Below are 25,000 nucleotides of genomic sequence, written 5' to 3' on the forward strand. Positions count from 1 at the left end.
ATGCTTATTTTGAATAAGCGGTCTCACCGTGCGATACGAGATCGAGACCTTCACGCTCTTGATCTTCGTTTACACGTAAACCAATCACGATATCAACAATCTTGTACGCAATCACAGAAATAATTGCGCTCCAGATAATAGTGATACCGACACCTTCAGCCTGGATCAATACTTGACTAGCGATTGAGAAATCCGCATCGCCTGTTCCACCCAGACTTGGGGCCGTGAACACTCCGGTTAGGATCGCACCAATGATGCCACCTACACCGTGAACGCCGAACACGTCTAAGGAATCATCCGCACCGAGCATTTTCTTCAAACCACTCACACCCCAGAAACAAACGAATCCGCAAACAAGTCCAATCACAATTGCGCCCATTGGACCGACTGTGCCGCAAGCTGGAGTAATACCAACCAATCCTGCAATCGCACCAGATGCTGCACCTAACATCGAGGCCTTACCTCTAAACATAGTCTCAGCGATATTCCAAGCCAAGACTGCAGCAGCAGGCGCAAGCAAGGTGTTAATGAATGGCAAGGTTGCGGTTGCATTTGCTTCCAAGTTTGAGCCCGCATTAAATCCAAACCAGCCCACCCAGAGAAGTGATGCACCAACCATGGTCAGGGTCAGGCTATGCGGCGTCATTGCATCTTTACCGTAACCAATCCGCTTGCCAATCATGTAGGCACCAATTAAACCTGCAATCCCTGCATTGATATGAACTACGGTGCCGCCAGCAAAGTCGAGATCGCCCTTACCAAGCAGATAGCCTCCTGGGCCCCAAACCATGTGAGCGATTGGGAGGTAGGCGAAGGTGAACCAGATTGCGCAGAACAAAAGCACTGCTGCAAATTTCATTCTCTCAGCAAACGAGCCAACAATCAGACAGGCAGTAATGCCGGCAAAGGTTGCCTGAAAAGCAATAAAAATTAATTCAGGGATCTTAGAGGTGTCGGTAAAAGTATCCGATAAGGACTCAATCGTAACGCCCGATAAAAAGAGCTTACTAAAGTCACCAATAAATAGCCCTTCGCCACCAAATGCCAAGGAGTATCCATAGATCACCCACAAGATAGCAATCAATGAAAACACTGTCATGACCTGCATCAAGACCGAGAGCATGTTTTTACTGCGGACCAAGCCACCATAAAACAAGGCCAAGCCTGGAACAACCATCATGATGACCAAGATGGTACTTAACATCATCCAAGCAATATCTGCTTTTTCAACAGTCGCTTTTACCTCTGGAGCAGCGGCTGCAGCAGTAGCAGCGGCGGCAGCGATTGGCTCAGGAGCAGCCAAAGCAGCAGACGTTGCCACTACACCAGTGACGCCAATGGCTAGTGCCACTGCGCCACTCGTTAGGACTTTTTTTATCCAATTCAACATGTTTAACCCCTTATAGTGCTGAGGTACCGGTTTCACCGGTACGAATACGAACGACATGTTCGATTGAAGAGACAAAAATCTTGCCATCACCAATCTTGCCCGTGCGTGCTGATTTCTCAATCGCCTCTATGGCGCGATCAAGAATGCCGTCTTCTACCGCAGCTTCAATGCGAACCTTGGGTAAAAAATCAACTACATACTCAGCGCCGCGATACAACTCGGTGTGACCCTTTTGTCGACCAAAGCCTTTCACCTCTGAAACGGTGATGCCTGAAACCCCAACTTCTGAGAGAGCCTCACGCACCTCGTCAAGCTTGAAAGGCTTGATGATTGCGGTAATCATTTTCATGCATATCTCCTAGATAGTGAGGGGAATTAGAAGGTTTTGGTGAGGGCAACAACGGCGCTTCCACGACCAGCCCAGTTTGTTGGTGCATTTGTACCAGCGCCAGCAGTAAACCATTCTCTATTCGCATTTGTGCTTATATAGGAAGCTGAGAGTGACAAGCCGCCTCCAAAATCTTTAGTTACACCCAATTTCCAGTCTGTGTAACTTAAATTATTTAGAGTTTGAGGATATCCTGGGATAGTTGTATTTGGCTGTCCAGCAATATATTGGTAACCAATATGACCATTGGCTGTTAATCCCCATATTCCCGTGTCATAGTTTACAGTTAAGTCGGGATAAAATGATCCACTACTATTTGGAATTCCAAATAATGATGTAACAGCATAAGAAAATTTAACAAATCCACTTACGGGCCCAAATGTAAAGTTCTGGGCTGCGTACAGCTCGGTTGTATTTGGATTATTAATAAATGTAAAAGTTCCTTTGTTTGGGTAGTAATACTGAAGCACACCAAAATCAGAGGCAAATCCTGGGGCAATCAGCTCTTTTTTAAATCCGGCATAAAAATCCATTTCGACAGGTGCTGTAACTGTTGGCACTTGATTATTAATCCAGCTGATGGTTGAGTTCCAGTTTCCAATATAGAAGCCACTCTCATGGGCATAATCAAATCCTCCTTGAATAGCAGGTTGGCCATTGGTTTGACTAATTCCTCGATACTTGTAGTCGTTAGTAATTGTTACGTTTGCAGAGATTGGGCTCTTCTCTTCAGCTGGTGCAGATTGCGCCATGGCGCCACCTGCCAATGCTGAGATCGCTAAAGCGAGTGTGGTTTTCTTAAAAGTGTTCATAAATACTCCCTTCTGGTTGAATGAAAAAATGCACTACACATTTAGTCATGCAATAAGCGTGCCAGGTTATTAAATATTGTTTTAAATCAAGTATTTATTTAATTTTTTGGCTTTGGATTTGACTTAATTGGTGCTTATTTTGGTGAATATCTGGGGTTTTTGTGGGCTTTTGCACCAAATAAATGCATCATTTGGAGTCATTTTGTGCACCACCTTTGGGCATGCAAGGTCTTTGGCTTCGCCCTACAATTCTTTTATGCAAAAACCTAGTCAACTATTCGAGCAAATGCAGACCATTGCGGTCGATATGCAAAACAAGATCGGTGAGGTAATCCGTAACTCGCCCGCTAAAGACATTGAAAAAAATGTTCGGGCCATGATGACCCAGGGTTTTCAGCGCATGGATTTGGTTACACGCGAAGAGTTTGATATTCAGTCGAAGGTCTTGGCTAAGACCCGTGAGAAATTAGAGGTGCTTGAAGCAAAAGTAGCGGCCCTCGAAAACAAGTCGTAATGATTTAGATCTTTACGACCTCATCTTCAGCTTCGTCATCTCGAAAGAAGGTAGCTGGAAAATATTTGGGTGCAATCAAGAACCAAATAAAGCCAGCAATCTGCACCACTAGAAATACCGCTAGCGCCAAATCATAAGCGCTGCTTTTGTTCCAACCCAAAGCAATGCCCAAATCCAATAAATGACCGATACCCCATTGCACAATAAAGGCGCCAATAAAGAGTGTTAAGTTATAGGTGGTGCTGACTCTTCCCGAATAGTGCTTCGGAAAATACAAAACAATAATGCTCTGCGCCAACACAAACGAGGCGCAGGTAATAGCAAATAGATACCACCAGATCCATACCAAGGGCGTTTGCCAAAAATACGCACAGGCCTGCATGATCATCGATGCGCCAACCATCCAGGTCATGTAGCGCATCGTATCAACTCCGCGCTTGGCTAATTTTGGCAAGATCCAAGCATTAAAGAGATAGGCAAAGAGGAGTACGGTGTTAAATCCAAATACGATTTGTGCGGCAGTGCTTGGGCGATACTCCATCACCTCAATGAGCCATGGGCCAAACCATAAGGTTTGAATCGCGATAAATCCGCCATAACAAAATGTGCCTAGTGGCAGGATGCGCCAGAAAAATGGATTGGTCAAAATTGGCTGATAGCTTTGCCACGATAAATTCGCTTGTGCGCTGGGTATTTCGTGATTTGTGTGCTGATGTTGCTTATGTTGTTTTCGCACTGGCAAACCAAAGTACAGAATCAGGATTGCCAGAAATGACAAGCCAGCTAGGACTAAAAAGACCCCGCGCCAACCGATATAGGGTGTGACCAAATGTACAGGCCATGTGCTTGCTAGGGCACCGCTGGTACCAAACACCAACATGGCTGAAGCTAATTGTCCTTGTTGAGAGGGTGCGTACCAAGCCCTAAATCCTGAGAATGCAGCCATTAGACAGGCGGACACCCCCATTCCAATTAAGACCCGTGCAATCACTAATGTGTTGAAGTTCTCAGCCAAGGCAAAAATAATGGCGCCAATCACAGCGAGGGTCATCACCCAGACTTCAGTAATCCGTGGGCCAAAGCGATCAAGCGCCAAACCCAGGGGAATTTGGGTCATTCCAAAGCCAACAAAATAGGCTGAGGACAAGAGTCCTAAATCCGCATTGCTAATTTGAAGATCGCGCACAAGATCTGGAGCGATCACCACATTGATCGTACGAAATGCATACGACATAAAGTAGGCCATGGCAAAGCATAAGAAAATCCGCAATGCAAAGCCACCCTCTAAGGGTAGCCTTAGATGATCATTGGGTCTGCCATACCAATGGGAATAATGCGCCCGACTCATTTAGTGCTTAGTTTGGTCGAAACTCATCAAAAAATATAGCGATGTTTTCTTGACTGAGGAGAGACTCTAATTGAGTGAACTGCCCCGTCCGAATGACGCTGATTTGATAAAGGTTCACAGAATCATTGGCAGCCGGCCTAATTAACCACCGCACCCGCATCACCTTTTTGTTTTCAGGAAGACCTAAATAATAGTCTTGCGTGACTTGTTTAGCTTGACCCGCTGGGCCAATTCGGCTGGTAGCATCTTTGACCAGATTAAATTGGGTTGTGTTTGCCTGTCGTAGCAGGGTATTTTTTAACATCTGCTCAACCTGTGTAACCTGAGTCGCAATCGTGGCTGGGATTTGTGTGGTCATCACGGCAAATACATCCTCATCGACTTTGGCGAACTCGAGAGTTTGCTTTAGAGACGTTGTTTGATAGGTAATGTCGCGCTCAATTAGTTGGGGCTTACTCGGAAACATCACCGAATAGCCCTGCGCATCGTTTTTAATGGTACGCCAATCAAATTGAGGGCTACACGCTACGATGAGAGTACAAAGGGTAGCTAGCCCAAATATGCGTATTGCCCTATACAACGCCAGCCTCATGGGCTTGTTGATCAGCGTGATAACTTGAGCGCACCATCGCACCAACCGCTGCATGGCTAAAGCCCATCGCATACGCTTTTTGCTCAAACTCTTTAAAGGTATCTGGGTGCACATACCGCAATACTGGTAAGTGGTGATTTGAAGGGGCAAGGTACTGACCAATGGTGAGCATATCAATATCATGCGCGCGCATATCCTGCATGACCTCCAAGATCTCCTCATCGGTTTCGCCCAATCCAACCATCAAACCACTCTTAGTCGGTATCTGTGGAAAGCGTGCTTTGAAGTCTTTCAATAGCTTTAATGAATGTGCATAGTCTGATCCTGGTCTCGCTTGCTTATATAAGCGCGGTACGGTTTCCAGGTTATGGTTCATGACATCAGGCAAGCCTTGTGGATCACTAGCAAATATATCGAGAGCCTTCTCAAGTCGTCCCCGAAAATCAGGCACCAAAACCTCAACACGAGTTGACGGTGAAAGCTCTTTGGTTCGTCGGATGCAATCGACAAAATGCTGTGCGCCGCCATCACGCAGATCATCACGATCAACACTTGTAATCACCACATAGGAAAGTTTGAGTGCAGCTATTGTCTTCGCGAGATTAATCGGTTCTTGCGTATCCAAGGGGTCAGGTCTGCCATGCCCCACATCGCAGAACGGGCAGCGTCGCGTACATTTATCGCCCATGATCATAAAGGTGGCTGTGCCTTTACCAAAACACTCACCAATATTAGGACAGCTTGCCTCTTCACATACAGTGACCAACTGGTTCTCACGCAAAATCTGTTTAATCTCATTAAAGCGCGAACTACTCGATGCGGCTTTGACCCGAATCCAGTCCGGCTTTTTTAAGGTCTCGGCTAGAGGCACGATCTTAATTGGAATCCGCGCAGTCTTGTCTGCCGATTTTTGTTTTTGCAGGGGATCGTATTCTTTTTTTAGATCGCTCATCAAACAGGTTCCAGTTGCAACTGCTGTTGTAGGTGATTCAGTAAATTTCCTGCAACGGTATCGATATTCTCGCTGATTCCAAGCGACTTGAGATCAATCGTTTTTAAGCCCTCATAGCCACAAGGGTGGATTGCCTCAAAGGGTGATAAGTCCATATCAATATTCAGTGCCAAACCGTGGTAACTACATTGTTTGGTAATTTTAAGCCCCAGGGCTGCAATCTTGGCACCCCAAAGGGACGGTGATACCTGAGGCTGCTCACTAAGATAAATGCCAGGAGCACCGGACTTACGCTCAGTAATTACCTTGCAATCAATTAGGGTCTGGATAAGCGCTTCCTCAATGCGCGAAACCAGCTCTTTGACATAGAGCTTCTTACGCTTAAGATCAAGTAATAAATAAATCACGATTTGGCCTGGCCCGTGATAGGTAATCTCACCGCCACGATCAACTTCAATAAGAGGAATAGAATCAATCGGAGTATGTAAATTACTTGGCTCTCCAGCCAAGCCCAAGGTAAAGACCGGAGGATGTTGCAAGACCCACACTTCATCAATCGTCGTCGCAGAGCGCTCTTGTGTAAACCGTTGCATGGATTCAAAAGCTTCTTGGTATCCCACCATGCCCAAGAACCGAATTTGTACTGGGCTAGCCTGCATAGCAACTCACTAGAGTACGACGCTCACCAAGGGATGGGTGGATAGTGTTCGATAGATTTCATCGAGCTGCTCACGACTGGTTACATGCACTGTAATGGTTAGGCCCAGATAATTACCATCACGCGATGGCCGCTCTTCAATGCTTGTCTCCTGAAAATCCGGATCAAATTGCTTGGCAATATGAATCACGGCTGGCAAAAACTCGGGGGCTGCTTTACCCATTACCTTGATTGGAAAATCACATGGGTACTGAATCAGGGACTCTGCAGGAGTATTGGTGTTCATGATGATGTTCTCGGAAAGCCCAACCAGTTAGACAAAATAATATTGCGTATGCAGTGCAACTTGCGATGAAAAAAATGATCGGCTCCTGGTACCACATGCACAGTTAATTCTTGAGGACGAGTCCAATCAAATACCGCACTCAACGGAATGGTCTCATCATTTTCCCCATGAATCACAATCGTATCGGTGGGAACACGTTCGGCCAGCTCCCACTTGCCTGCTGCGCTACCCACCATGACAAAGCGCTCTACCGGTCGTCCAAGCTCAGCTAGTTTTTGAACTAAATGGGTGCCCACATAACTACCAAAGGAGAAACCGGCTAGCACCAATGGCAATTGATTGACTTCGGTAATCCAAAGCTGCTCATTAGCATTTGGCAGGCTTTGCGTCCAAGCTCCTGGCGTGCGCATCCAATCACTAATGCAAATCAGGTCGTCAAGCTCACCACGCCCCTCATCATGGACGCCTTCTGATAAACCAACCCCCCGAAAATTTGGTCTCACGCATACATAATCCAACTGATTAAACGTTCTTGCTAAGGTCTGCACCACCTTGTTATCCATGGTGCCACCGAGTAAGGGATGGGGGTGAGCAATCAAGGCCAATCCTCGCAACTCAGTATGGGGATTTTGTTTAAGGCTCTCTGGCAAATCAATCGAGAGCTGAATCTGGCCCACTGGGCCAGAAATCGTAATAGTTTGGGTCCGACTGTTCATGCCATGCCTAATCGCTCAATTAAATCATTAAACGTTCGACAGGCTTACCTTGCATCAAATGAGAGTCGATAATTTCTTCTACATCTTCGGTATCGATCATCGAGTACCACACACCCTGGGGATAAACCACCATAACGGGGCCGTTCGCACAATGATCTAAACAACCTGCTTTATTCACACGTACCTTGCCTGCACCGTTGAGTCCCAATTCTTTGACTCGTTTTTTAGTGAAATCAAACAAGGCTTGGGCATTGTGCCGAGCACAGCAATCATCGCCATTGCTCCGCTCGTTTAAACAAAAGAATAGGTGGTATTGATAGCTCATCCTAGAAATTATATCGATGGATGAGGCTTCTAGCCGAACTCACTGATTTGCGCGTCGGGCGTAATGAATCAGCCAAATGAATGCCACTGGCAGCCACAGCCAAGACAGCCATTGCATTAAATCGTTGAGATGGGCTAAACGGCTGTGATTCCATCGAGGCAAGCTAATGGTGAAGTAGGGGTTATCTGGGAAATAGTTCACCAAAATCATGAGAGCAACTAAAGCGCTGATACAGGCAATGAACCGAATGCTAGTTGAACAGCGCATAAAAATACTAGCCAGAAGACTACTGAGCACCATCCCCCAAATTGCACCCGCACTTAACCACACAAAGCCAAACTCTGACCCAAACTGTAGAGAGGTAAATAAGGATTTGATCGTGATCGTAATCACCAATAATCCTGCAAGGATTGGTAGTTTAGGAATATTGTTGCGAAGTGCTAAAGAAAAGAATAGGCAAACGCCAAACCAACTAAGGCCGGTTACTAAAGCCTCATAAATCGTGTGGTGCATTCCATCCAAACCCCAGCTTGCAACCGGATTGATACCTAGACCTAAAAAGCCCATGCCTAACCATGCACTTTGGGGATAAATTTGTGCGAACGGAAACAAAATGAATAGGGCAACACTTAACCAACGTGTACCAAACCAGTAATCAAAGCGCTTACGCAGTGCGGTTCCAGATAACCAATGTGGGCCTAAAGGTTGAGCTAATAGTGCACCAATTAAGGCACCCATTAAATTAGCGATCCAATCAATTTGTGTCGGTACTCGGGTGGGTAACCAACTTTGTGCACTCTCGATCGCACCCGATAGAAGGGCGCTGAATACTAAGGCAATGGCAATTGCTCGAAATCCTTGCCAGCGAGGATAAAGAGCGAACACCAAAATAAAGCCCAAGGGAATATATCCCAAGACATTGATCGTCACATCAAATAAGGTAATGTATTTAGGCAGGGGGCCCGACCACCACGCAAATGGATCCAAACCAAACTTCCAATCCACATTAAAAGGGTTTAAACATCCATAGCCAATGAGCAAGACATAAATGATGGCGATTGCCCGAGCCAGCGGCATTGCCTGCAAAGGCCAATGGATACGCTGAGGCACTCTTGGCGTATCAGTAGGTTCTTGAGTAAGGTCTTTTTTGGCTTTGCCTGACATAAGTACCCATTCTATCGAGACCTTTCTACAATAGACAAATGAACTGGAATTGCATTCTTGAGCGCGTTGCTCAAACTGAATCAACCAACGACGATCTCATGGCGCGATGGCGCTCTGGGGCGCTCATCGACCCCATCTCCCGTTTGGCCAAAAACCAAACCAAGGGTAAAGGGCGATCTGGGCGACATTGGTTTACAGAGCCAAATGCTTCTTTATCGTTTTCGCTCGCTTATCCCTTTGATCAAACACAACAATCGCTGCATGGGCTAAGTCTTGTTTGCGGACTCGCGGTGATCCAGGGGATCTCCAAGAGTCTTGGACTTGATGAAATGAGTCTGCGTCAGTACGGTCTTTCACTAAAGTGGCCCAATGACCTTTTGATCAAGGAACGCAAATTAGGTGGGATTCTAATTGAGGGTGGAAAACTGTCGGGCTCCAACCCAAATGAGCAAGTCTGGATGATTATCGGGATCGGCATGAACTTAAGCCATTCCAAATCCTTAGAGAGCGCTGCGCAACTGCCGATTAGCGCTCTCTCAGAACTCAATCACAAGCACATGCCAATAGAGGCTGATTTGGTTTGGCTCGCCATTCTCAACGCTCTGGGCGACTATCTTGAACTCTTTGCCAAAAAAGGATTTGCGCCTTTTCGTTCGCAATGGGATTTTTGGGATGCCTATCGCGATCAACCAGTGAGTATTTCGGAGTCAGGCGTAGTTAAGCAAACAGGCATTGCCCATGGCATTAATGAAGAGGGCGCACTTTTACTGCAAGTGCCTGGTAATAGCGAATTAAAGGCGATCTATGCCGGAGATGTCTCTTTAAGAAAGCATCTATGAGCTCATTCTTACTGATTGATATTGGTAACTCGCGCTTAAAGTGGGCAAGTGTGAATAGCAAACGCAATCCCGTCGAGCGCGATAAAAAATTATGGGATCACTCCGGTGCGATTGATACTAAGTTACTAGGCTCAAAAGAGCACCGTGATGAGCTGGCTCACTACATTCTCAATACCATCCCAACCCCAAGTGCGATTGGTCTTTGCAGTGTGGCTACAGAATCTGCAGTCCAACAGATCAATGAGCTACTTCAGCCCTGGCAACACTGTCCCCAGTTTCGTCTACTCGGAAACTCATCATATCCATCTCTGCGGACGCAATACCAAAACACCCACACCCTGGGTGCCGATCGCTGGGCTGCATTAATTGCTGCACGAGAGCTATCCAATGACAACACCTTAGTGATTAGTGCCGGTACCGCAACAACCATTGATTTTTTGGGTGGTAATGGAATGCACTATGGTGGTTGGATTCTGCCGGGGTTGGGACTAATGCGTGAAGGCCTATTGCAACATACCGCCGGTCTCAATGTAGCGAGTCTTGATCAAGCATCGAGTGGCATTGGATTAGATACTGCAAGCGCGATTGACGAAGGATCGCGGCTAGCCCATTTGGGAGCCATTACACAGGCAATCAATTTTGCTAAAGAGCGCCATCAAGCCGTTACCCGTATATGGATTGATGGTGGTCATGCGAATACCTTATTCGAAGGACTGATTCAAAATCAAATCCCCGCAGAAAAAATGCCGGGTTTGGTACTTCGAGGACTCTGGGCTTGGCTCAATACCCAAATCGCAAGGAACTAAGAACGAATCTTACCAAGTAGGTTTGTAGTAGAGCGCTCATGAATAAAGGGGATCGCGTATGCTTTTCCACCCCATGCGTGCACAAGCTTCGTCTCCTCTAAAGTCTTAATTGCATAGTCTCCGCCTTTGACATAAATGTCTGGACGGATCTTACGAATCAACTCGACAGGGGTCTGCTCTGAAAATAACACCACCAAATCAACGCTTTCTAGTGCCGCTAAGAGGGCCATTCGATCTTCTTGACCATTAATCGGGCGATCAGAACCTTTTCCCAACATTCGCACCGATGCATCTGAATTAACGCCCACGACCAAACTACCGCCAAGCTGGCGGGCTTGCGCTAAGTAACTGACATGTCCCCGGTGCAAAAGATCGAATACGCCGTTCGTAAAAACCATAGGACGAGCCAAGGACTTTAGCTTTTGCTCTAAATCCCCACTAGTGGTACATAGTTTTGCTTCAAAAGCAGGGGGCTTCAAGATTGGCTCTGTCATAAGCCAAATTCTAGATGATTCCAACCCAAAACCCTGTCTGATCCTGAATTAAAGGGGTAATTCTTCCCAAAATACAAAAGAGGGCGGAAGACGGTAGACTTCAAGGTTTCTAGATTAAAAGTGAGGATTCTTGATGAAATGGTTAATCATGATTTCCCTATTTGGTGCAACGACCATGCTAAGTCCAAATGATGCACACGCCAACCCATCGGCGAATAAGTGCAGCCCCGCTCTGTCACATACCTTTCCAAGGCTGCAGGATGAAATTCCTCAAAGTCTTTGCCAATACCAAGGTAAGGTCATCATGGTCGTGAATACGGCTAGTTTTTGTGGTTTTACCAGCCAATATGAGTCACTTGAGAAAATTTATGCCCGTTATAAAGATCGTGGCTTTGTAATTCTGGGCTTCCCATCAAATGATTTTGGGCAACAAGAGCCGGGATCGAATAAAGAAATTGCTGAGTTTTGTAAAAATACTTACGATGTAAAATTCCCGATGTTTGCTAAAAGCTCTGTTAGTGGCAAAGAAGCGAATCCCCTCTTCAAGATGTTGATTGCCAAAACGGGCACCACGCCGAAGTGGAATTTTTACAAATACCTGATTGATCGCGACGGTAATATTGTGGATTCCTTTAATAGCCTGACGAAACCCGATAGCAAATCGATTACTTCTGAAATTGAAAAACTATTAAAGTCTAAGGCCTCGTGAACGCTCCCTCTCATCCCCACCCCAAAAAAATTGCAATTGTTGGAGCTGGTATTTCTGGCCTAGGTTGCGCATATGCATTACAAAAAAATGCAGGGGTTCATGTCACGCTGTTTGAGGAGGCATCTCATATTGGTGGACACAGTAACACGGTTGATATCGAAGTTCAAAGTCGTAATGGTGCGATCAAGTGCGCTGTGGATACTGGGTTTTTAGTCTTTAACCGAAAAACCTATCCCCGCCTAACACGTTTATTCGAGGAGCTCCAGGTTCCAATTGCCTTATCGGAAATGACCTTTTCGGTTTCCATTGATCGCTCCCTCGAATGGTCGGGCGATAACGTGAGTACTTTATTTGGGCAACGAAAGAATCTACTCCGCCCAGCGTTTTGGAGAATGGTTGCTGATATCGTACGTTTTAATCGCTTAGCAACTGCGCTAGCAACAAAGCAAGTTAGCGCTGGGCACAGCACCGATCCAAATCAGTTGCAATCAATCGCATCATTTCTGGATGAACATGGCTTTAGTCAATCGTTTCGGGAGTGGTATTTTTTACCAATGATTGGTGCGATCTGGTCGTGCCCCACCCAACAAATGCTCGAATTTCCGATCGAAACGATGGTGCGGTTTTGTCATAACCATGGACTCTTACAGGTCAACAATCGTCCCCAATGGCTAACAGTGAAGGGCGGATCGAAAGAGTATGTGGCAAGACTAATCAACGCTATGCATCCAGAGCGATTCAAGTTAATTCGCGAGTCAGTCAAAAAAGTGAATGTGCCAGACGCACAAAGCCCAGATAAACGCATTGAATTGATTAGCTCTCAGGGAATTCATTATTTTGACGAAGTCATCATGGCTTGCCATAGTGATGAGAGCCTAAAACTACTCCATGGGATTGACGAGTTTGATCGCTCTCTTTTGGCGGCCATCCCCTATCAAGCAAATCGTGCAGTGTTGCACCGCGATGCCAGCCTTTTGCCGAAGACCAAGCGCTGCTGGGCGGCCTGGAACTATAAAACCACTTACGCCAAAAATCAGATCCAATCGGTCAGTGTGGACTATCTCATCAATAAGCTACAGCCCCTACCAGCCGCATTGGGTCAAGAACCCATTATTGTGAGCCTTAACTCTCTGGTTGAACCAAAACCTGAATTTGTTTTTAAAGAAATTGCCTATTCACATCCTATTTTTGATGCCAAAGCGATTTCGGCACAAAAGAACCTTTCATTAATTCAAGGCAAAGCGGGAATTTGGTTCTGTGGCGCGTGGACTGGATACGGTTTTCATGAGGACGGTCTTCGCTCGGGAGAATTAGTCGCAGCTGACCTTGTTGCCTCGCTCCATGCCCCGCTTAAGCGCCCGCCATTGCAATCGGCTAACTAAGATAAAGATTGGTATTGCGAGCGATGGCGCATCCACTGATTAATTTTGGTCAAGTCAAGCATAGCCGCTTAAGACCGGTAGTCAATCGCTTTAGTTATGGAGTCTTTACATTAAAGATCCCGATGCGAGAGCGCAATCGCAACCCCGAGCTTCTCAAACAATATGGCATGGGCGATAACCAATGGGCCTTTTACTCGTTTTACGATCGCGATCATGGTCACGGTACGGAAAATTCTCTGACCTGGGCAGAGTCTCTTTTTGAGCAAGAGGGTATTTCAATTCCTGATGGTGAAATTTGGCTACAAACATTTCCAAGAGTCTTAGGTTACGTTTTTAATCCTGTCAGCTTTTGGATCTACACGGACGCGCACCAAGCCGTACGAGCGATCTTAACTGAAGTGAATAACACTTTTGGTGAGCGACATTGTTACCTGCTTCACAAAAAAGATGGTGGTGAAATTTTTTCAGGTGAAACACTGATTAGTCATAAAATTTTCCATGTATCGCCATTTTGTGATGTTTCTGGTGAGTATCAGTTTCGGTTTCTTTTTTCCAAAGACAGCCAACGCAAAATGGATTCGGTATGTCGCATTGAGCTTTATACCGATCATCAGCCACTGATCTACACCAGCATTAGCGGTCAAGATTTTCCCCTATCACGCTCTGCTCTAAGCCGCGCGAAGTTGCGCTACCCAATGATGACCTTTGGCGTGATTGCGCGCATTCATTGGCAAGCTCTCAAACTTTGGTTAAAAGGGGTACCATTTCACTCAAAACCAACACCTCCCAGAATTGAAGTGAGTTCATGATTCGTCCCGGACAAACCCTACTTCATAAATTATCGGCATCGCGCACTGAAAAAATCCCGGCAGATGGAAAACTTAGTCTTGCTGCTCGGACCATTGAGCGCCTCTTAAAGCAGTTATCGATCGGTCATCTGGTGATGACTTTTCCAAATGGTGAACAGCGTGAATTTGGCAATCGCACCGACTCCTTACATGCTGAGATTCACTTCCATCGCTGGTCTGCATTCCAAGATATCTTGCGGCATGGTGATATTGGCTTTGCTGAAGGGTATATCCGCGGGGATTGGGACAGCCCCAATCTTGAGAAGTTACTCGATCTTGCCGTTAAGAACCGAAATGTTCTCGAGCGTGCTATCTACGGCAATTGGTTTGGGTCCCTAGTGTATCGATTTCGGCATTTTCTGAACCGAAACAATAAGGCGGGCAGCAAAAAGAATATTCATGCGCACTACGATCTAGGCAATGCCTTTTATCGCCTGTGGCTTGATCCCAGCATGACCTATTCGAGCGCTTGGTTTGGGGCTGACTCGAATGCCAGTTTGGAGCTTGCGCAACGGGCAAAATATCGCAATATCCTAAATTCTCTGGCACTTCAACCCAATAGCAAGATTCTGGAAATCGGTTGTGGGTGGGGTGGATTTATGGAAGAAGCAGCCCTTGCTGGTCACCGGGTTACAGGACTCACCCTCTCAACTGAACAGCAGTCATTTGCAATGGACCGCGTCAATCGACAATGGCCTAATCGTCATGAAGTACGACTTCAAGACTATCGGGATTGCAAGGATCAATTTGATGGAATCGCTTCTATTGAAATGTTTGAAGCGGTTGGCGAGCAATATTGGCCAATGTATTTTGAAACCCTTGCCCGCTGCCTGAAGCAAAATGGTAAAGCATGTATTCAAACAATTGTGATTGCTGAAAACCTGTTCGACCGCTATCGTAAAAGTACAGACTTTATTCAGCAATATATTTTCCCGGGTGGGATGTTACCATCCCGAGAAGCATTTAAACACTATGCACAACAAGCGGGGCTCCAGATCGAATGTGAATTCGCCTTTGGGCATGACTATGCCAAAACCCTTTGTATTTGGTATGAGCACTTTAATCAAAAACTGCCTGAAATCCGAGAGCTTGGGTTTGATGAACCCTTCATTCGGTTATGGAACTTTTATCTGATGTACTGTGCAGCCGGCTTCAAAGAGCAAAATATTGATGTCGTTCAATTCACGCTAAGCCACCAACCGAAATAGGTCAAGCAATGAAGCAACCAGCGATTACTAACTATCAGCAACAACGCGTATGGGTGATTGGGGCATCGAGTGGCATCGGTGAGGCTTGCGTTAAGGCTCTTTTTCAAAAAGGTGCTCGTGTTGCACTATCTAGTCGTCGCGTCGAACGCCTTGAGGCAATTGTGCAGAATCATGCCAAGGATGATTATCTAATTCTGCCTGTTGATGTCATGCGCGAGGCTGATATCCAAGGAGCCTATCAAAAGATAGAGAAAGAATGGGGCGGCATTGATTTACTGCTTTTTGTCTCCGGAATTTATATTCCGATGCGAGCCGATACTTTCAATATGGCCGATGCTGAGAAAACTGTCGATTCGAATCTCTTGGGTCCGATGCGTGCTGTTGGAGCTGTATTGCCGTCGATGCTTGCCCGCGGTAGCGGTCATATTGCCATTGTCGGCAGTGTTGCAGGCTATAGTGGTTTACCCAAGGCCTTGGCTTACGGGCCCACAAAGGCAGCCATGATTAACTTCTGCGAAACCTTGTTTTATGATCTGCAGCCCAATGGTGTCGGGGTTCATATGATTTCTCCGGGCTTTGTAGAAACAGAAGCAACCGCACAAAATGACTTTGAAATGCCGGCCCTCATCTCTGCTCAGACCGCTGCTAATGAGATCTTAGATGGAATTGCGCGCGGAGAATTTGATATTCACTTCCCTAAACGCTTTTCAGGCTTTTTAAAGTTCTTACGCATCTTGCCCTACCCAATCTACTTTTGGATATTGCGTAAGTTTGTGAAGATCTAAATCTATTTGTAGCCGTCTTTGCGGACTTTATTCACTAAGAAATCCATCACCTGAATGGACTTGGCGCGTGACCCAGCAATCGATGGCGATGTAATGTATTTCCCCTGAATCGCCACGGTTGGAACACCATCAATTCGGTAGGCATTCCCTAACTGATTAGCAGCACGCGCTTTTGAAAGAACAGCAAACGAGCGATAGGCTGCTAAGAATGCGTTACGATCAACGCCTTGAGCGGCGACCCAATCGGCAATTTCGTTTTCATTCAGGAGTCGCTTATTTTCACGATGCATGGCAAACATCACTTTGTCATTAAGCGCTTCACCTTTTCCTAAAGACTCGAGGGCATAAAACAATAAGCTGTGGGGCATGAGTTCATCACGAAAGGCAATGGGCACTTTCTTAAATACGACGTCTTTATTCTGACGCTTTAACCAAGCCTTTAGATCGGGCTCAAACTCAAAGCAATGCGGGCAACCATACCAAAAAAATTCAATCACCTCGACCTTACCTTTGACATCAATTGGCTGGGCAATTGGTAAAACGCGGTAATCAAAACCTTCTTCAACCTTAATCGGGGCTTGAGCAAGCGCAAATGATTGCAGGCCAAATAAGGTCAAGATCAGGACAAGGGATTTGAATAACGATTTCATGATCGATTTACACGAATAACGGTTGGTTTGATTCCAAGGATGGTTAATTTACTTCGCACAGTAGTGGTATCTTCGATACTGCCAAATGGGCCGATACGAACACGCCAAACTGAGTTTCCATCGACTGCACTTTCACTCAGTTGCGCCTGAATACCCTGCATCGCTAAATTTGCTTTTTGTGCATCGGCTTCAGTGCGCTGATTAAATACTCCGGTCTGAACATAAAACATCGTATCGGCTTTAGGCTCAGGCTTCGCTTCGGGGGTCTTACCCGCTGCAATATCTGCAATTGGATCGCGTGCGGGGTCGGCTCCGCCAATGCCAGGAACTTTAGTCTGTAGCGGCTTATTAAGGTCAAGTTGAGGTGCGGCAACCGCAGTCTCTTCCTCGGTCTCTTTGTCTGATTTTGGTGGGAGCGGCTTCATAAATGCGGGCGCGCTTGGGGCCCGAACTCCTGGCTTTTCTTGCGGCTGCGATTTCATTAAATACCAAGCCACAATCAGCGCTAAACCAACCCCAACAAAAACGCCAATCAAAACACCCATAATCATTCCGCCCGACTCAGATGAGCCCAGTAGTTGGGTAGCAGATCGCTTTTCTAGTGCGTCAGATGATTTAATGTCATTCATGACCTCTATCTTAACCTTTGCTCAAAAATGCGAGCAAGCCGCTCAAATTACATCTTTTGTGGGGCACTAACCCCTAATATTTTTAGGCCATTTTCCAAGACTTGGCGTGTGGCAGCTAGTAATGCCAAGCGCGCTAACTTCAACTGTTCGTCGTCCACCAAAACGCGGTCGGCGTTGTAGAAAGTATGAAAATCCCCGGCAAGATCGCGCAGATAGAAGGCAATAGCGTGTGGAGCCAAATCGTACGCAGCATTAGCTAATACCTCTGGATACTCCGATAATCTCCGTAGCAAGTGATCGGCCGCCTTACTATCTAACAGACTTAAATTCGCATGCTCTAGGGCGCTAGAGGACCCGCCCCATTGCTGAAGAATCGAACAAATCCGTGCATGGGCATACTGCACATAAAAGACGGGATTCTCATCATTTTGTTGCAAAGCTAGATTTACATCAAATACAAATTCGGTATCTGCTTTACGTGAGATCAAGAAAAAGCGGACCGCATCGCGCCCGCGTTGCAAGGCTAAATTGCGCTCATCATTGCTCATGTCTGGATGGGTACCACCAGACCATTCGACCAAATCTCGCAACGTGACATAGGAGCCAACACGCTTGGAGAGTTTGACCTCTTCGCCATCGCGAATGACCGTGACCATCTTATGCAACACATAATCGGGATAGGTGGTTGGAATTGGCCAATTACGTTTTTGTGCTACTCCCTGTATTCCAGAGCGAACTCGAGCAATCGTGCCATGATGATCACTGCCCTGAACATTAATCACCTTTTCAAAACCGCGGCTCCATTTATTGATGTGATAAGCCACATCTGGAACAAAATAGGTATAGCTACCATCGGACTTACGCATTACACGGTCTTTGTCGTCACCATCTAAGGTCGTCTTTAGCCACAAAGCGCCATCAGCCTCATAAGTTTTATCAACCGCCTGCAGATCGCTAATCACTTGCTCAACGCTTCCATCGGTATACAAAGAGGATTCCAAATAAAATTGGTCAAATTGCACACCGAAGGTTTTCAAGTCAATATCTTGCTCTTTGCGCAAATAGGCAACAGCATACTGACGAATCTGTTCTAAATCAGACAGATCATGGCCAGTACTTTGGTAAGACTCAGCAATCTCAGCAATATACTCACCGTTATAGGCCTCCTTGGGCCAATTGGGACTTTCGGGATTTAAACCCTGTAAACGTGCTTGCACCGATAGCGCGAGATTATGAATCTGAACTCCGGCATCGTTGTAATAAAACTCCCGATGCACATCAGTATCTTGGCTGTCTAAAAGATTGGCCAATGCATCACCGAGAGCTGCCTGACGCCCGTGTCCAACATGCAAAGGTCCGGTGGGATTGGCAGATACAAATTCAATCATGGCCCGCTTAGGCAAGCTCGGGTCTGCCTTACCCATACGATCTCGACGGCCAAAACGTGCGCCCTCACGCAATATAAGCCCTACCACCGCAGACTTGGCCGCAAGACTCAAACGAAAATTAATAAATCCAGGCCCAGCAATTTCAGCGCTTGCAATCAGTTGTCCGTATTCAGGAAATTGATTTAATTGGCTAAGAATGGCTTGTGCCAACTCTCGCGGATTGGTCTTCCATGCCTTCGAAATTTGCAAGGCAATATTGCAAGCAATATCACCATGGTCAGCCACCTTAGGCCGCTCCAGATGCGGAATCGGAAACTCACCGGCTGCGAGTCCACGCTCTTGCGCTAGGGCATTCAAAGCATTCGTGATGCATTGCGTAAGCTGAGTTTTTTGGCTAGACAACATAGAAATGAAAGTTTATCAGTGATGGTATGCTTGATGGATGATTCATCAATTTCAGACCAAAAATGCAGCTCCCGTCATCATGCTAGATGACCTAACGCATCGGATTTTTAATGCGATTGGACGCCCTTTTGAGAATCAGGGTATTTTTCTCCCAGAACAAATTCCGGGATATATCGAACGACTGCAGACCGCGATTGATGCTGAACAAGATAAGGCGCCTAGCTCAGACGGTGCAAACGATGACGAGGATCAGTCGTCTGAATCGGACCCTCTAGGACGAAGGGCTTACCCGTTTCTTGAACTGCTGCGTCAAGCGCTAAAAGACCAAGAGCCCATAGTCTGGGGCGTGTAAATCACTGATCCAAAGAACTGGCAAGCGATCGCTTAATTTGATCAAGCGATTGTCCGCTTCGCTTGGCTAAATCATCTGCCTGATCCATCCCGATCTTACCGACATTGAAGTATTGGGCATTCGGATGGGCCAGATAGAAACCGCTCACACTCGATGCAGGATTCATGGCCAATGATTCTGTGAGACTCATGCCAATTTCGTCTGCTTTTAAGGCAGCAAACATCGCTAGCTTGACATCATGCTGGGGGCAGGCTGGATAACCAGGAGCCGGACGAATCCCTTGATACTTTTCATCGATTAAATCATCTGGGCTTAGTTGCTCATTAGCTACATACCCCCAAAGATCGGTCCGGACCCGCCAATGCATGAGCTCCGCAAATGCCTCCGCTAAACGATCGGCCAGCGCTTTGAGCATGATGGCGCTGTAGTCATCATGGTTGGCCATAAATCGAGCGACTTTTTCGTCAACCCCATGACCTGTAGTCACCGCAAAGCAACCTGCGTAATCGCGCACACTACTGGCCTTACTGGCGACATAGTCTGCTAAACACCGATTGGGTCGCATCACACCATCAACGATGGGGCGCTCGGCTTGCTGTCTTAAGTTATGCCATACAAGGAATGGCTGTGAGCGCTCCTCATCGGCATAAAACAAAATATCGTCGCCGTCACTATTGGCAGGGAAAAGACCAATCACCGCATCCGCCTGAAGCCATTGGCCCTTAATCAGTTTCTCCAGCATAGCCTGCGCATCCTGGTAGACACGGCGGGCCTCAACCCCCACAACCTCATCGTCCAAAATAGCAGGGAATTTACCTGCGAGGTCCCAAGTCTGAAAAAATGGAGTCCAGTCGATAAACTTAGCAATCTCAGCTAATGAGTAATTTTTAAAGACCCGTCGGCCAATAAATTTTGGCTTGGCTGGCTGACTGCTCGTCCAATCAATCGATTCACGATTAGCACGGGCAGCCTCTAAACTAATTAAAGGGGTACTCTTTCGATTCGCGTGCTGCTGACGAATACGCTCATAATCGGTCAGCAAATCCTGCACAAATTTCTTTGCCCCCTCATCGGAGAGCAAACTCGATGCAACCGAAACAGAACGAGATGCGTCCGGTACGTAAACTACTGGACCTTCGTAGTGTGGTGCAATCTTAACGGCTGTATGGACACGCGAAGTTGTTGCACCGCCAATTAGTAATGGGATTTTTTTCTCCCGAAAATGCGCATCCCGTTGCATTTCTTGGGCAACATAGGTCATCTCTTCTAAGGAGGGGGTAATTAATCCAGATAAGCCAACGATATCGGCATTTTCTTCCTTCGCCTTCTTTAGAATTTGGTCGCAGGGAACCATCACCCCCATATTGACCACTTCAAAGTTATTGCATTGCAAGACTACCGTCACAATATTCTTTCCAATATCGTGCACATCACCTTTGACCGTTGCTATCACAATTTTGCCCTTGGCTTTACTCTCCCCGCCAGCCGCAACTAATTGCTTCTTTTCTTCCTCGATATACGGAATTAGATGGGCCACAGCCTGCTTCATCACGCGAGCACTCTTGACCACTTGAGGCAAGAACATCTTGCCAGCACCAAATAAATCGCCCACCACATTCATTCCATCCATGAGTGGACCCTCGATTACCTCAATAGGTCTTCCACCGGATCCCATAATCTCAGCGCGCAGCTCCTCGGTATCGTCCACAATGAAATTTGTGATGCCATGAACAAGTGCATGAGTTAAGCGCTCGCGCACAGGTGCCTCGCGCCACACCAAATTTTCTTCTTGCTTGATGCCCCCACCCTTGTACTGATCCGCGATCGCTAGTAATCGCTCCGTCGGCGTTTGGCCGTCTTTCTCCACAAAGCGGTTGAGGACGACATCTTCAACACGCTCACGTAACTCAGGGTCTAGGTCAGCATATACACCAAGCTGCCCAGCATTCACAATTCCCATATCCATACCCGCTTGAATCGCGTGGTACAAAAAGACCGTATGAATAGCCTCGCGAACTCGGTCATTACCCCGGAAAGAGAAGCTCACATTCGATACACCACCACTGACTTTGGCGGCTGGTAAATGCTCTTTAATCCAACGGGTAGCTTCAATAAAATCGACCGCATAGTTATCGTGTTCTTCGATGCCCGTTGCAATGGCAAAAATATTGGGGTCAAAAATAATGTCTTCGGGCGGAAAGTCCAACTCATCAACCAAGATCTTGTATGAACGTTGGCAAATTTCTATTTTTCGTTGATAGGTATCGGCCTGGCCTTTTTCATCAAAAGCCATCACAACCGTTGCTGCTCCGTAGCGTTTAATTAATTTAGCCTGCTGCCTAAATTGCTCCTCGCCCTCTTTCAACGAAATTGAATTAACAATCGGCTTACCTTGAATACATTTCAACCCCGCCTCAATGACAGTCCACTTGGACGAATCAATCATGATGGGCACTCGAGCGATATCGGGTTCGGAAGCAATCAGGTTGAGAAAGCGCACCATGGCCGCTTCTGAATCCAACATGGCCTCGTCCATATTGATATCAATCATTTGGGCGCCATTTTCAACCTGCTGACGGGCAACTGCTAAAGCTTCATCAAATTGATTATTCAAAATCATGCGTGAGAAAGCTTTTGAGCCGGTCACATTGGTGCGCTCACCAATATTCACAAAGCCAATCTGGGGCGAGATATTACAGGGCTCGAGGCCAGATAAGCGCATTGGCTGCATTGTTACTTTACTCATGCCACTTCCTCAGTTCGATCACTATGAAAGGGCCTGGGCTTTCGTTTAGTCATCGCCTTTGCGATTTGACGGATGTGATCCGGGGTCGTTCCACAACAGCCACCAACTAGATTGACTAAGCCATCCCGAGCAAATTCATCAACAAGTCCTGAGGTCACTTCGGGAGTCTCATCAAAACCGGTATCGCTCATTGGATTTGGCAAGCCTGCATTGGGATAGCACGAGACCGCTGTATCGCAAACGCGTGCTAATTCAGCAATATAAGGTCGCATTAATGCTGCACCAAGAGCACAATTTAATCCGAACGTCAGAGGTTTAATATGGCGCAAACTGTTCCAAAATGCTTCAACGGTTTGCCCCGAAAGAATTCGACCCGATGCGTCGGTGACCGTTCCTGAAATCATCACCGGTAAGCGCTCACCGGATTCTTCAAAAAATTCATCAATTGCAAATAATGCGGCTTTGGCATTGAGGGTATCAAAGATGGTTTCCACCAATAGCAAGTCAACACCACCCTCAAAGAGTCCTTCGACTTGTTCGCGATAAGCAGCACGCAAACTATCAAAATTAACATTGCGAGCACCAGGATCGTTTACATCCGGCGAAATGCTCGCAGTCTTGGGAGTCGGTCCAATGGCACCAGCTACAAAACGAGGTTTATCGGGCGTTGAGTATTCATCACAGGCTTGACGTGCCAGCTTCGCTGCCTGCACATTCATCTCGCGCGCCAGCTCTGGCATTTTGTAATCCTCTTGGGCAATCGAAGTGGCACCAAAGGTATTGGTCTCAATCAAATCAGCGCCCGCCTCAAGGTATTGCCGATGAATATCTAAGATGGCTTCTGGTTGAGTAATCACCAGTAATTCATTATTACCTTTGAGATCAATCGGATGATTAGCAAAGCGCTGCGTGGTTTTTAAACCCCGATAATCCTCTTCCGTAAATTTTTTCTGCTGAATCATGGTCCCCATCGCCCCATCCAGAATTAAGATTCGTTCTCTTAATAAGGCAGGAAGAATAGCGCCCCGGGTATAGGGCGAACCAGACTTCGATTGACTTCCTTGGGATTGCATTGGCGCAGAACTCGTATTAATCTTCATTGACCCATCATTTTATCGATAATGGGATTATTTAGCCCGCGAGGAGAGAATATGTTTGGCGCAATACCTGACTTTAACCAAAGCCTAGAAATGTTCAAAACGATCTGGGGTCAGAATGCCACTGGGGCTCCTGGAGCCTCTTTTATGCCAGACATGAGTGCTGGCATGCCAGGCTTTAACGGTGCCATGCCAACTTTCGATATTGAGGAATTAGATAAGCGCATCAAAGATCTCAAAAGCGTTGAGTCTTGGCTGAGCATGAACCTCAATGTTCTAAAGTCAACCATTCAGACCCTTGAGGTGCAGCGTGCCACTCTCATGGCAATCAAATCATTTGGTGATGCAATGGCCAATCCTCCCAGCCCATCGGGTGCCAAAAAATCCTCAGAGTCTAAATCGAGAGAGCGCAAAAGCGCCAAATCCCGTCCGCGCTCAAAGAGCGCTGCAAGATCCTCTGGTGCCACAGATAGTTCAAGTGAGCAATAGCTTCGCCCATCGCAAAGCTAAGCTGATGGTTATCAAGCGGTCGCCGAAATAAGACTGGAACAATCTCATAAGCGGTTCGCGGCTCTTGACAGGCCATCACGGTCTCACTTAACCGAGCTCGGTGATGCTCATGCAACTGCTCAATCCGCTCATGTAAGCCCACAAACGGTTTACCATGCGATGGCAAAACGAGGGTTTTAGCAGGCAATGAGCGCCAATGATCAATCGATCGTAAATAAAGATCCAAGGGGTTTGCATCGGGATCGGCATCGTAGACACTGACATTGGTAGAGATACGGGGCAAGACCATATCACCCGAGATAAAGATCCCTAAGGATGCGCAATAGAGGGTGGCATGTTCAGGTGCATGCCCATAGCCCATCGATACTATCCAATCATGCCGGCCTATTCGAATATGGTCACCATCCATGATGCGGCGATACCGTTTGGGTACTTCAGGCACCAAGCGACTGTAATAGTCTGCACGGCTACGAATGCGCTCGAGATCTTCGGCATGCTGCAAGCCATGGCGCGCATAGTGATCAGCCGTTCCGCCATTGCCTGGCGTAGAACCAATCGCAGCACCACCCTCTTTACTACTTAACCATTGAGCCATTAGAAAGTCGCTCATGGAGATCCACAAGCCAACCTGCCAGCGCTCACATAAATAATGAGCAAGTCCAATATGATCAGGATGCATATGGGTTACCAATACTCGCAAAATTGGCAAACCTTGGAGATGATTGGCAAAGATGGATTCCCAGCACGACTTCGTAAGGTCGTTGGTAATTCCACAGTCAATAATGGTCCAACCCTCTTGGCCATCCAATTGATCCCGTAAGAGCCATAAATTAATGTGATCAAGGGCAAATGGCAGTGGCATCCGTATCCAATACACGCCAGGGGTAACTTCTAAGGTTGCTCCCTGCGCCACTAGGGTCTCTCCATATGGATAGACCAATTGCTTTATTACATGATGGTTGCCTGTAGGGCCTGGCTGGGTCATCTTTGAATCCTAATTAATTGCT

28 protein-coding genes are annotated in these 25,000 nt (G+C 46.7%); 10 read left to right on the forward strand and 18 right to left on the reverse strand.

Annotation, left to right across the window (positions count from 1 at the left end; genetic code table 11):
• Positions 1-4: 4 nt before the first annotated feature.
• From QUE60_RS08585 to QUE60_RS08595, 3 genes are read right to left on the reverse strand one after another with little or no spacing between them, the layout of a single operon-like run.
• Positions 5-1,390 (reverse strand): ammonium transporter, encoded by a 1,386-nt coding sequence (locus QUE60_RS08585; protein ID WP_286225330.1) that lies wholly within the window; start codon positions 1,388-1,390, stop codon positions 5-7.
• A gap of 10 nt (positions 1,391-1,400) precedes the next feature.
• Complete coding sequence (locus QUE60_RS08590) at positions 1,401-1,739, reverse strand: P-II family nitrogen regulator (protein WP_108509169.1); 339 nt, start codon at positions 1,737-1,739, stop codon at positions 1,401-1,403.
• Positions 1,740-1,765: 26 nt separating this feature from the next.
• Positions 1,766-2,590, reverse strand: coding sequence for a TorF family putative porin (locus QUE60_RS08595; RefSeq protein ID WP_286225333.1), 825 nt, complete (start codon positions 2,588-2,590; stop codon positions 1,766-1,768).
• A 256-nt stretch (positions 2,591-2,846) separates the two neighbouring features.
• Between QUE60_RS08595 and QUE60_RS08600 the strand changes: the two genes are divergently transcribed.
• The gene (locus QUE60_RS08600) at positions 2,847-3,104 is read left to right on the forward strand and encodes an accessory factor UbiK family protein (protein ID WP_286226755.1); all 258 of its coding nucleotides are present in this window, start codon (positions 2,847-2,849) and stop codon (positions 3,102-3,104) included.
• Between the two features lie 4 nt (positions 3,105-3,108).
• On the opposite strand, the gene QUE60_RS08605 is transcribed toward QUE60_RS08600, so the two are convergent.
• From QUE60_RS08605 to QUE60_RS08640, 8 genes are all read right to left on the reverse strand, one after another.
• On the reverse strand, positions 3,109-4,452 hold the full coding sequence (locus QUE60_RS08605; RefSeq protein ID WP_286226756.1) for an MFS transporter: 1,344 nt from the start codon (positions 4,450-4,452) through the stop codon (positions 3,109-3,111).
• Between the two features lie 7 nt (positions 4,453-4,459).
• Positions 4,460-4,918: a hypothetical protein gene (locus QUE60_RS08610; protein WP_286226757.1), complete on the reverse strand. Its 459-nt coding sequence runs from the start codon at positions 4,916-4,918 to the stop codon at positions 4,460-4,462.
• A gap of 106 nt (positions 4,919-5,024) precedes the next feature.
• Positions 5,025-5,996 carry a lipoyl synthase gene (gene lipA, locus QUE60_RS08615; protein WP_286223628.1) on the reverse strand — a complete coding sequence of 324 codons (972 nt, stop codon included), beginning with the start codon at positions 5,994-5,996 and terminating at the stop codon, positions 5,025-5,027.
• Positions 5,996-6,655 carry a lipoyl(octanoyl) transferase LipB gene (gene lipB / locus QUE60_RS08620; RefSeq protein ID WP_286226758.1) on the reverse strand — a complete coding sequence of 220 codons (660 nt, stop codon included), beginning with the start codon at positions 6,653-6,655 and terminating at the stop codon, positions 5,996-5,998. Before lipB ends, lipA begins: the two co-directional genes overlap by 1 nt.
• 9 nt (positions 6,656-6,664) lie before the next feature.
• The gene (locus tag QUE60_RS08625) at positions 6,665-6,940 is read right to left on the reverse strand and encodes an HP0495 family protein (protein ID WP_286223630.1); all 276 of its coding nucleotides are present in this window, start codon (positions 6,938-6,940) and stop codon (positions 6,665-6,667) included.
• A complete protein-coding gene (locus QUE60_RS08630) occupies positions 6,937-7,656 on the reverse strand; it encodes an alpha/beta hydrolase (protein ID WP_286226759.1) in 720 nt (239 codons plus the stop codon). Before QUE60_RS08630 ends, QUE60_RS08625 begins: the two co-directional genes overlap by 4 nt.
• A gap of 19 nt (positions 7,657-7,675) precedes the next feature.
• Positions 7,676-7,981: a (2Fe-2S) ferredoxin domain-containing protein gene (locus tag QUE60_RS08635; protein WP_108509177.1), complete on the reverse strand. Its 306-nt coding sequence runs from the start codon at positions 7,979-7,981 to the stop codon at positions 7,676-7,678.
• 39 nt (positions 7,982-8,020) lie between these two features.
• Entirely contained in the window at positions 8,021-9,145 is a 1,125-nt protein-coding gene (locus QUE60_RS08640; RefSeq protein ID WP_286226760.1) for a VanZ family protein, read from the reverse strand.
• 38 nt (positions 9,146-9,183) lie between these two features.
• On the opposite strand from QUE60_RS08640, the gene QUE60_RS08645 reads away from it, so the two are divergent.
• Both QUE60_RS08645 and QUE60_RS08650 read left to right on the forward strand, forming a co-directional pair.
• Positions 9,184-9,984 (forward strand): biotin--[acetyl-CoA-carboxylase] ligase, encoded by an 801-nt coding sequence (locus QUE60_RS08645; protein ID WP_286226761.1) that lies wholly within the window; start codon positions 9,184-9,186, stop codon positions 9,982-9,984.
• On the forward strand, positions 9,981-10,790 hold the full coding sequence (locus QUE60_RS08650; RefSeq protein ID WP_286226762.1) for a type III pantothenate kinase: 810 nt from the start codon (positions 9,981-9,983) through the stop codon (positions 10,788-10,790). Before QUE60_RS08645 ends, QUE60_RS08650 begins: the two co-directional genes overlap by 4 nt.
• Here the strand turns inward: QUE60_RS08650 and rfaE2 are convergent.
• Entirely contained in the window at positions 10,787-11,284 is a 498-nt protein-coding gene (gene rfaE2, locus QUE60_RS08655; RefSeq protein ID WP_286226763.1) for a D-glycero-beta-D-manno-heptose 1-phosphate adenylyltransferase, read from the reverse strand. The two genes, QUE60_RS08650 and rfaE2, sit on opposite strands and share 4 nt — an antisense overlap.
• Before the next feature lie 133 nt (positions 11,285-11,417).
• Here rfaE2 and QUE60_RS08660 point away from each other — a divergent pair, with 133 nt between their 5' ends.
• Genes QUE60_RS08660 through QUE60_RS08680 form a run of 5 tightly spaced genes read left to right on the forward strand, consistent with a single transcriptional unit; the run spans position 11,418 to position 16,216 of the window.
• The gene (locus QUE60_RS08660; protein ID WP_458574686.1) at positions 11,418-11,993 is read left to right on the forward strand and encodes a glutathione peroxidase; all 576 of its coding nucleotides are present in this window, start codon (positions 11,418-11,420) and stop codon (positions 11,991-11,993) included.
• Positions 11,990-13,375: an NAD(P)/FAD-dependent oxidoreductase gene (locus QUE60_RS08665; RefSeq protein ID WP_286226764.1), complete on the forward strand. Its 1,386-nt coding sequence runs from the start codon at positions 11,990-11,992 to the stop codon at positions 13,373-13,375. The genes QUE60_RS08660 and QUE60_RS08665 overlap by 4 nt, the downstream gene beginning before the upstream one ends.
• A gap of 23 nt (positions 13,376-13,398) precedes the next feature.
• Positions 13,399-14,184: a DUF1365 domain-containing protein gene (locus QUE60_RS08670; protein ID WP_286226765.1), complete on the forward strand. Its 786-nt coding sequence runs from the start codon at positions 13,399-13,401 to the stop codon at positions 14,182-14,184.
• The gene (locus QUE60_RS08675) at positions 14,181-15,431 is read left to right on the forward strand and encodes an SAM-dependent methyltransferase (protein ID WP_286226766.1); all 1,251 of its coding nucleotides are present in this window, start codon (positions 14,181-14,183) and stop codon (positions 15,429-15,431) included. The genes QUE60_RS08670 and QUE60_RS08675 overlap by 4 nt, the downstream gene beginning before the upstream one ends.
• An 8-nt stretch (positions 15,432-15,439) precedes the next feature.
• A complete protein-coding gene (locus tag QUE60_RS08680; protein WP_286226767.1) occupies positions 15,440-16,216 on the forward strand; it encodes an SDR family NAD(P)-dependent oxidoreductase in 777 nt (258 codons plus the stop codon).
• A gap of 2 nt (positions 16,217-16,218) precedes the next feature.
• Here the strand turns inward: QUE60_RS08680 and QUE60_RS08685 are convergent, their stop codons facing one another.
• The 3 genes from QUE60_RS08685 to argS are packed head-to-tail and all read right to left on the reverse strand — an operon-like array spanning position 16,219 to position 19,288.
• Positions 16,219-16,866 (reverse strand): thiol:disulfide interchange protein DsbA/DsbL, encoded by a 648-nt coding sequence (locus tag QUE60_RS08685; RefSeq protein ID WP_286223640.1) that lies wholly within the window; start codon positions 16,864-16,866, stop codon positions 16,219-16,221.
• A complete protein-coding gene (locus QUE60_RS08690) occupies positions 16,863-17,495 on the reverse strand; it encodes an SPOR domain-containing protein (protein WP_286223641.1) in 633 nt (210 codons plus the stop codon). The genes QUE60_RS08685 and QUE60_RS08690 overlap by 4 nt, the downstream gene beginning before the upstream one ends.
• 47 nt (positions 17,496-17,542) lie before the next feature.
• On the reverse strand, positions 17,543-19,288 hold the full coding sequence (gene argS / locus QUE60_RS08695; protein WP_286226768.1) for an arginine--tRNA ligase: 1,746 nt from the start codon (positions 19,286-19,288) through the stop codon (positions 17,543-17,545).
• Positions 19,289-19,325: 37 nt separating this feature from the next.
• Here argS and QUE60_RS08700 point away from each other — a divergent pair, with 37 nt between their 5' ends.
• A complete protein-coding gene (locus QUE60_RS08700) occupies positions 19,326-19,640 on the forward strand; it encodes a DUF1840 domain-containing protein (RefSeq protein WP_286223643.1) in 315 nt (104 codons plus the stop codon).
• Position 19,641: 1 nt separating this feature from the next.
• Here the strand turns inward: QUE60_RS08700 and metH are convergent, their stop codons facing one another.
• The gene (gene metH / locus QUE60_RS08705) at positions 19,642-22,386 is read right to left on the reverse strand and encodes a methionine synthase (protein WP_286226769.1); all 2,745 of its coding nucleotides are present in this window, start codon (positions 22,384-22,386) and stop codon (positions 19,642-19,644) included.
• A complete protein-coding gene (locus QUE60_RS08710) occupies positions 22,383-23,459 on the reverse strand; it encodes a homocysteine S-methyltransferase family protein (protein WP_286224771.1) in 1,077 nt (358 codons plus the stop codon). Before QUE60_RS08710 ends, metH begins: the two co-directional genes overlap by 4 nt.
• A gap of 78 nt (positions 23,460-23,537) precedes the next feature.
• Between QUE60_RS08710 and QUE60_RS08715 the strand changes: the two genes are divergently transcribed.
• The gene (locus tag QUE60_RS08715) at positions 23,538-23,972 is read left to right on the forward strand and encodes a PhaM family polyhydroxyalkanoate granule multifunctional regulatory protein (protein WP_286223645.1); all 435 of its coding nucleotides are present in this window, start codon (positions 23,538-23,540) and stop codon (positions 23,970-23,972) included.
• Here QUE60_RS08715 and QUE60_RS08720 read toward each other — a convergent pair.
• Positions 23,878-24,978 (reverse strand): MBL fold metallo-hydrolase, encoded by a 1,101-nt coding sequence (locus QUE60_RS08720; protein WP_286226770.1) that lies wholly within the window; start codon positions 24,976-24,978, stop codon positions 23,878-23,880. The two genes, QUE60_RS08715 and QUE60_RS08720, sit on opposite strands and share 95 nt — an antisense overlap.
• Positions 24,979-25,000 lie beyond the last annotated feature (22 nt).

This window comes from Polynucleobacter sp. HIN11 (assembly GCF_030297675.1).
GTDB lineage: Bacteria > Pseudomonadota > Gammaproteobacteria > Burkholderiales > Burkholderiaceae > Polynucleobacter.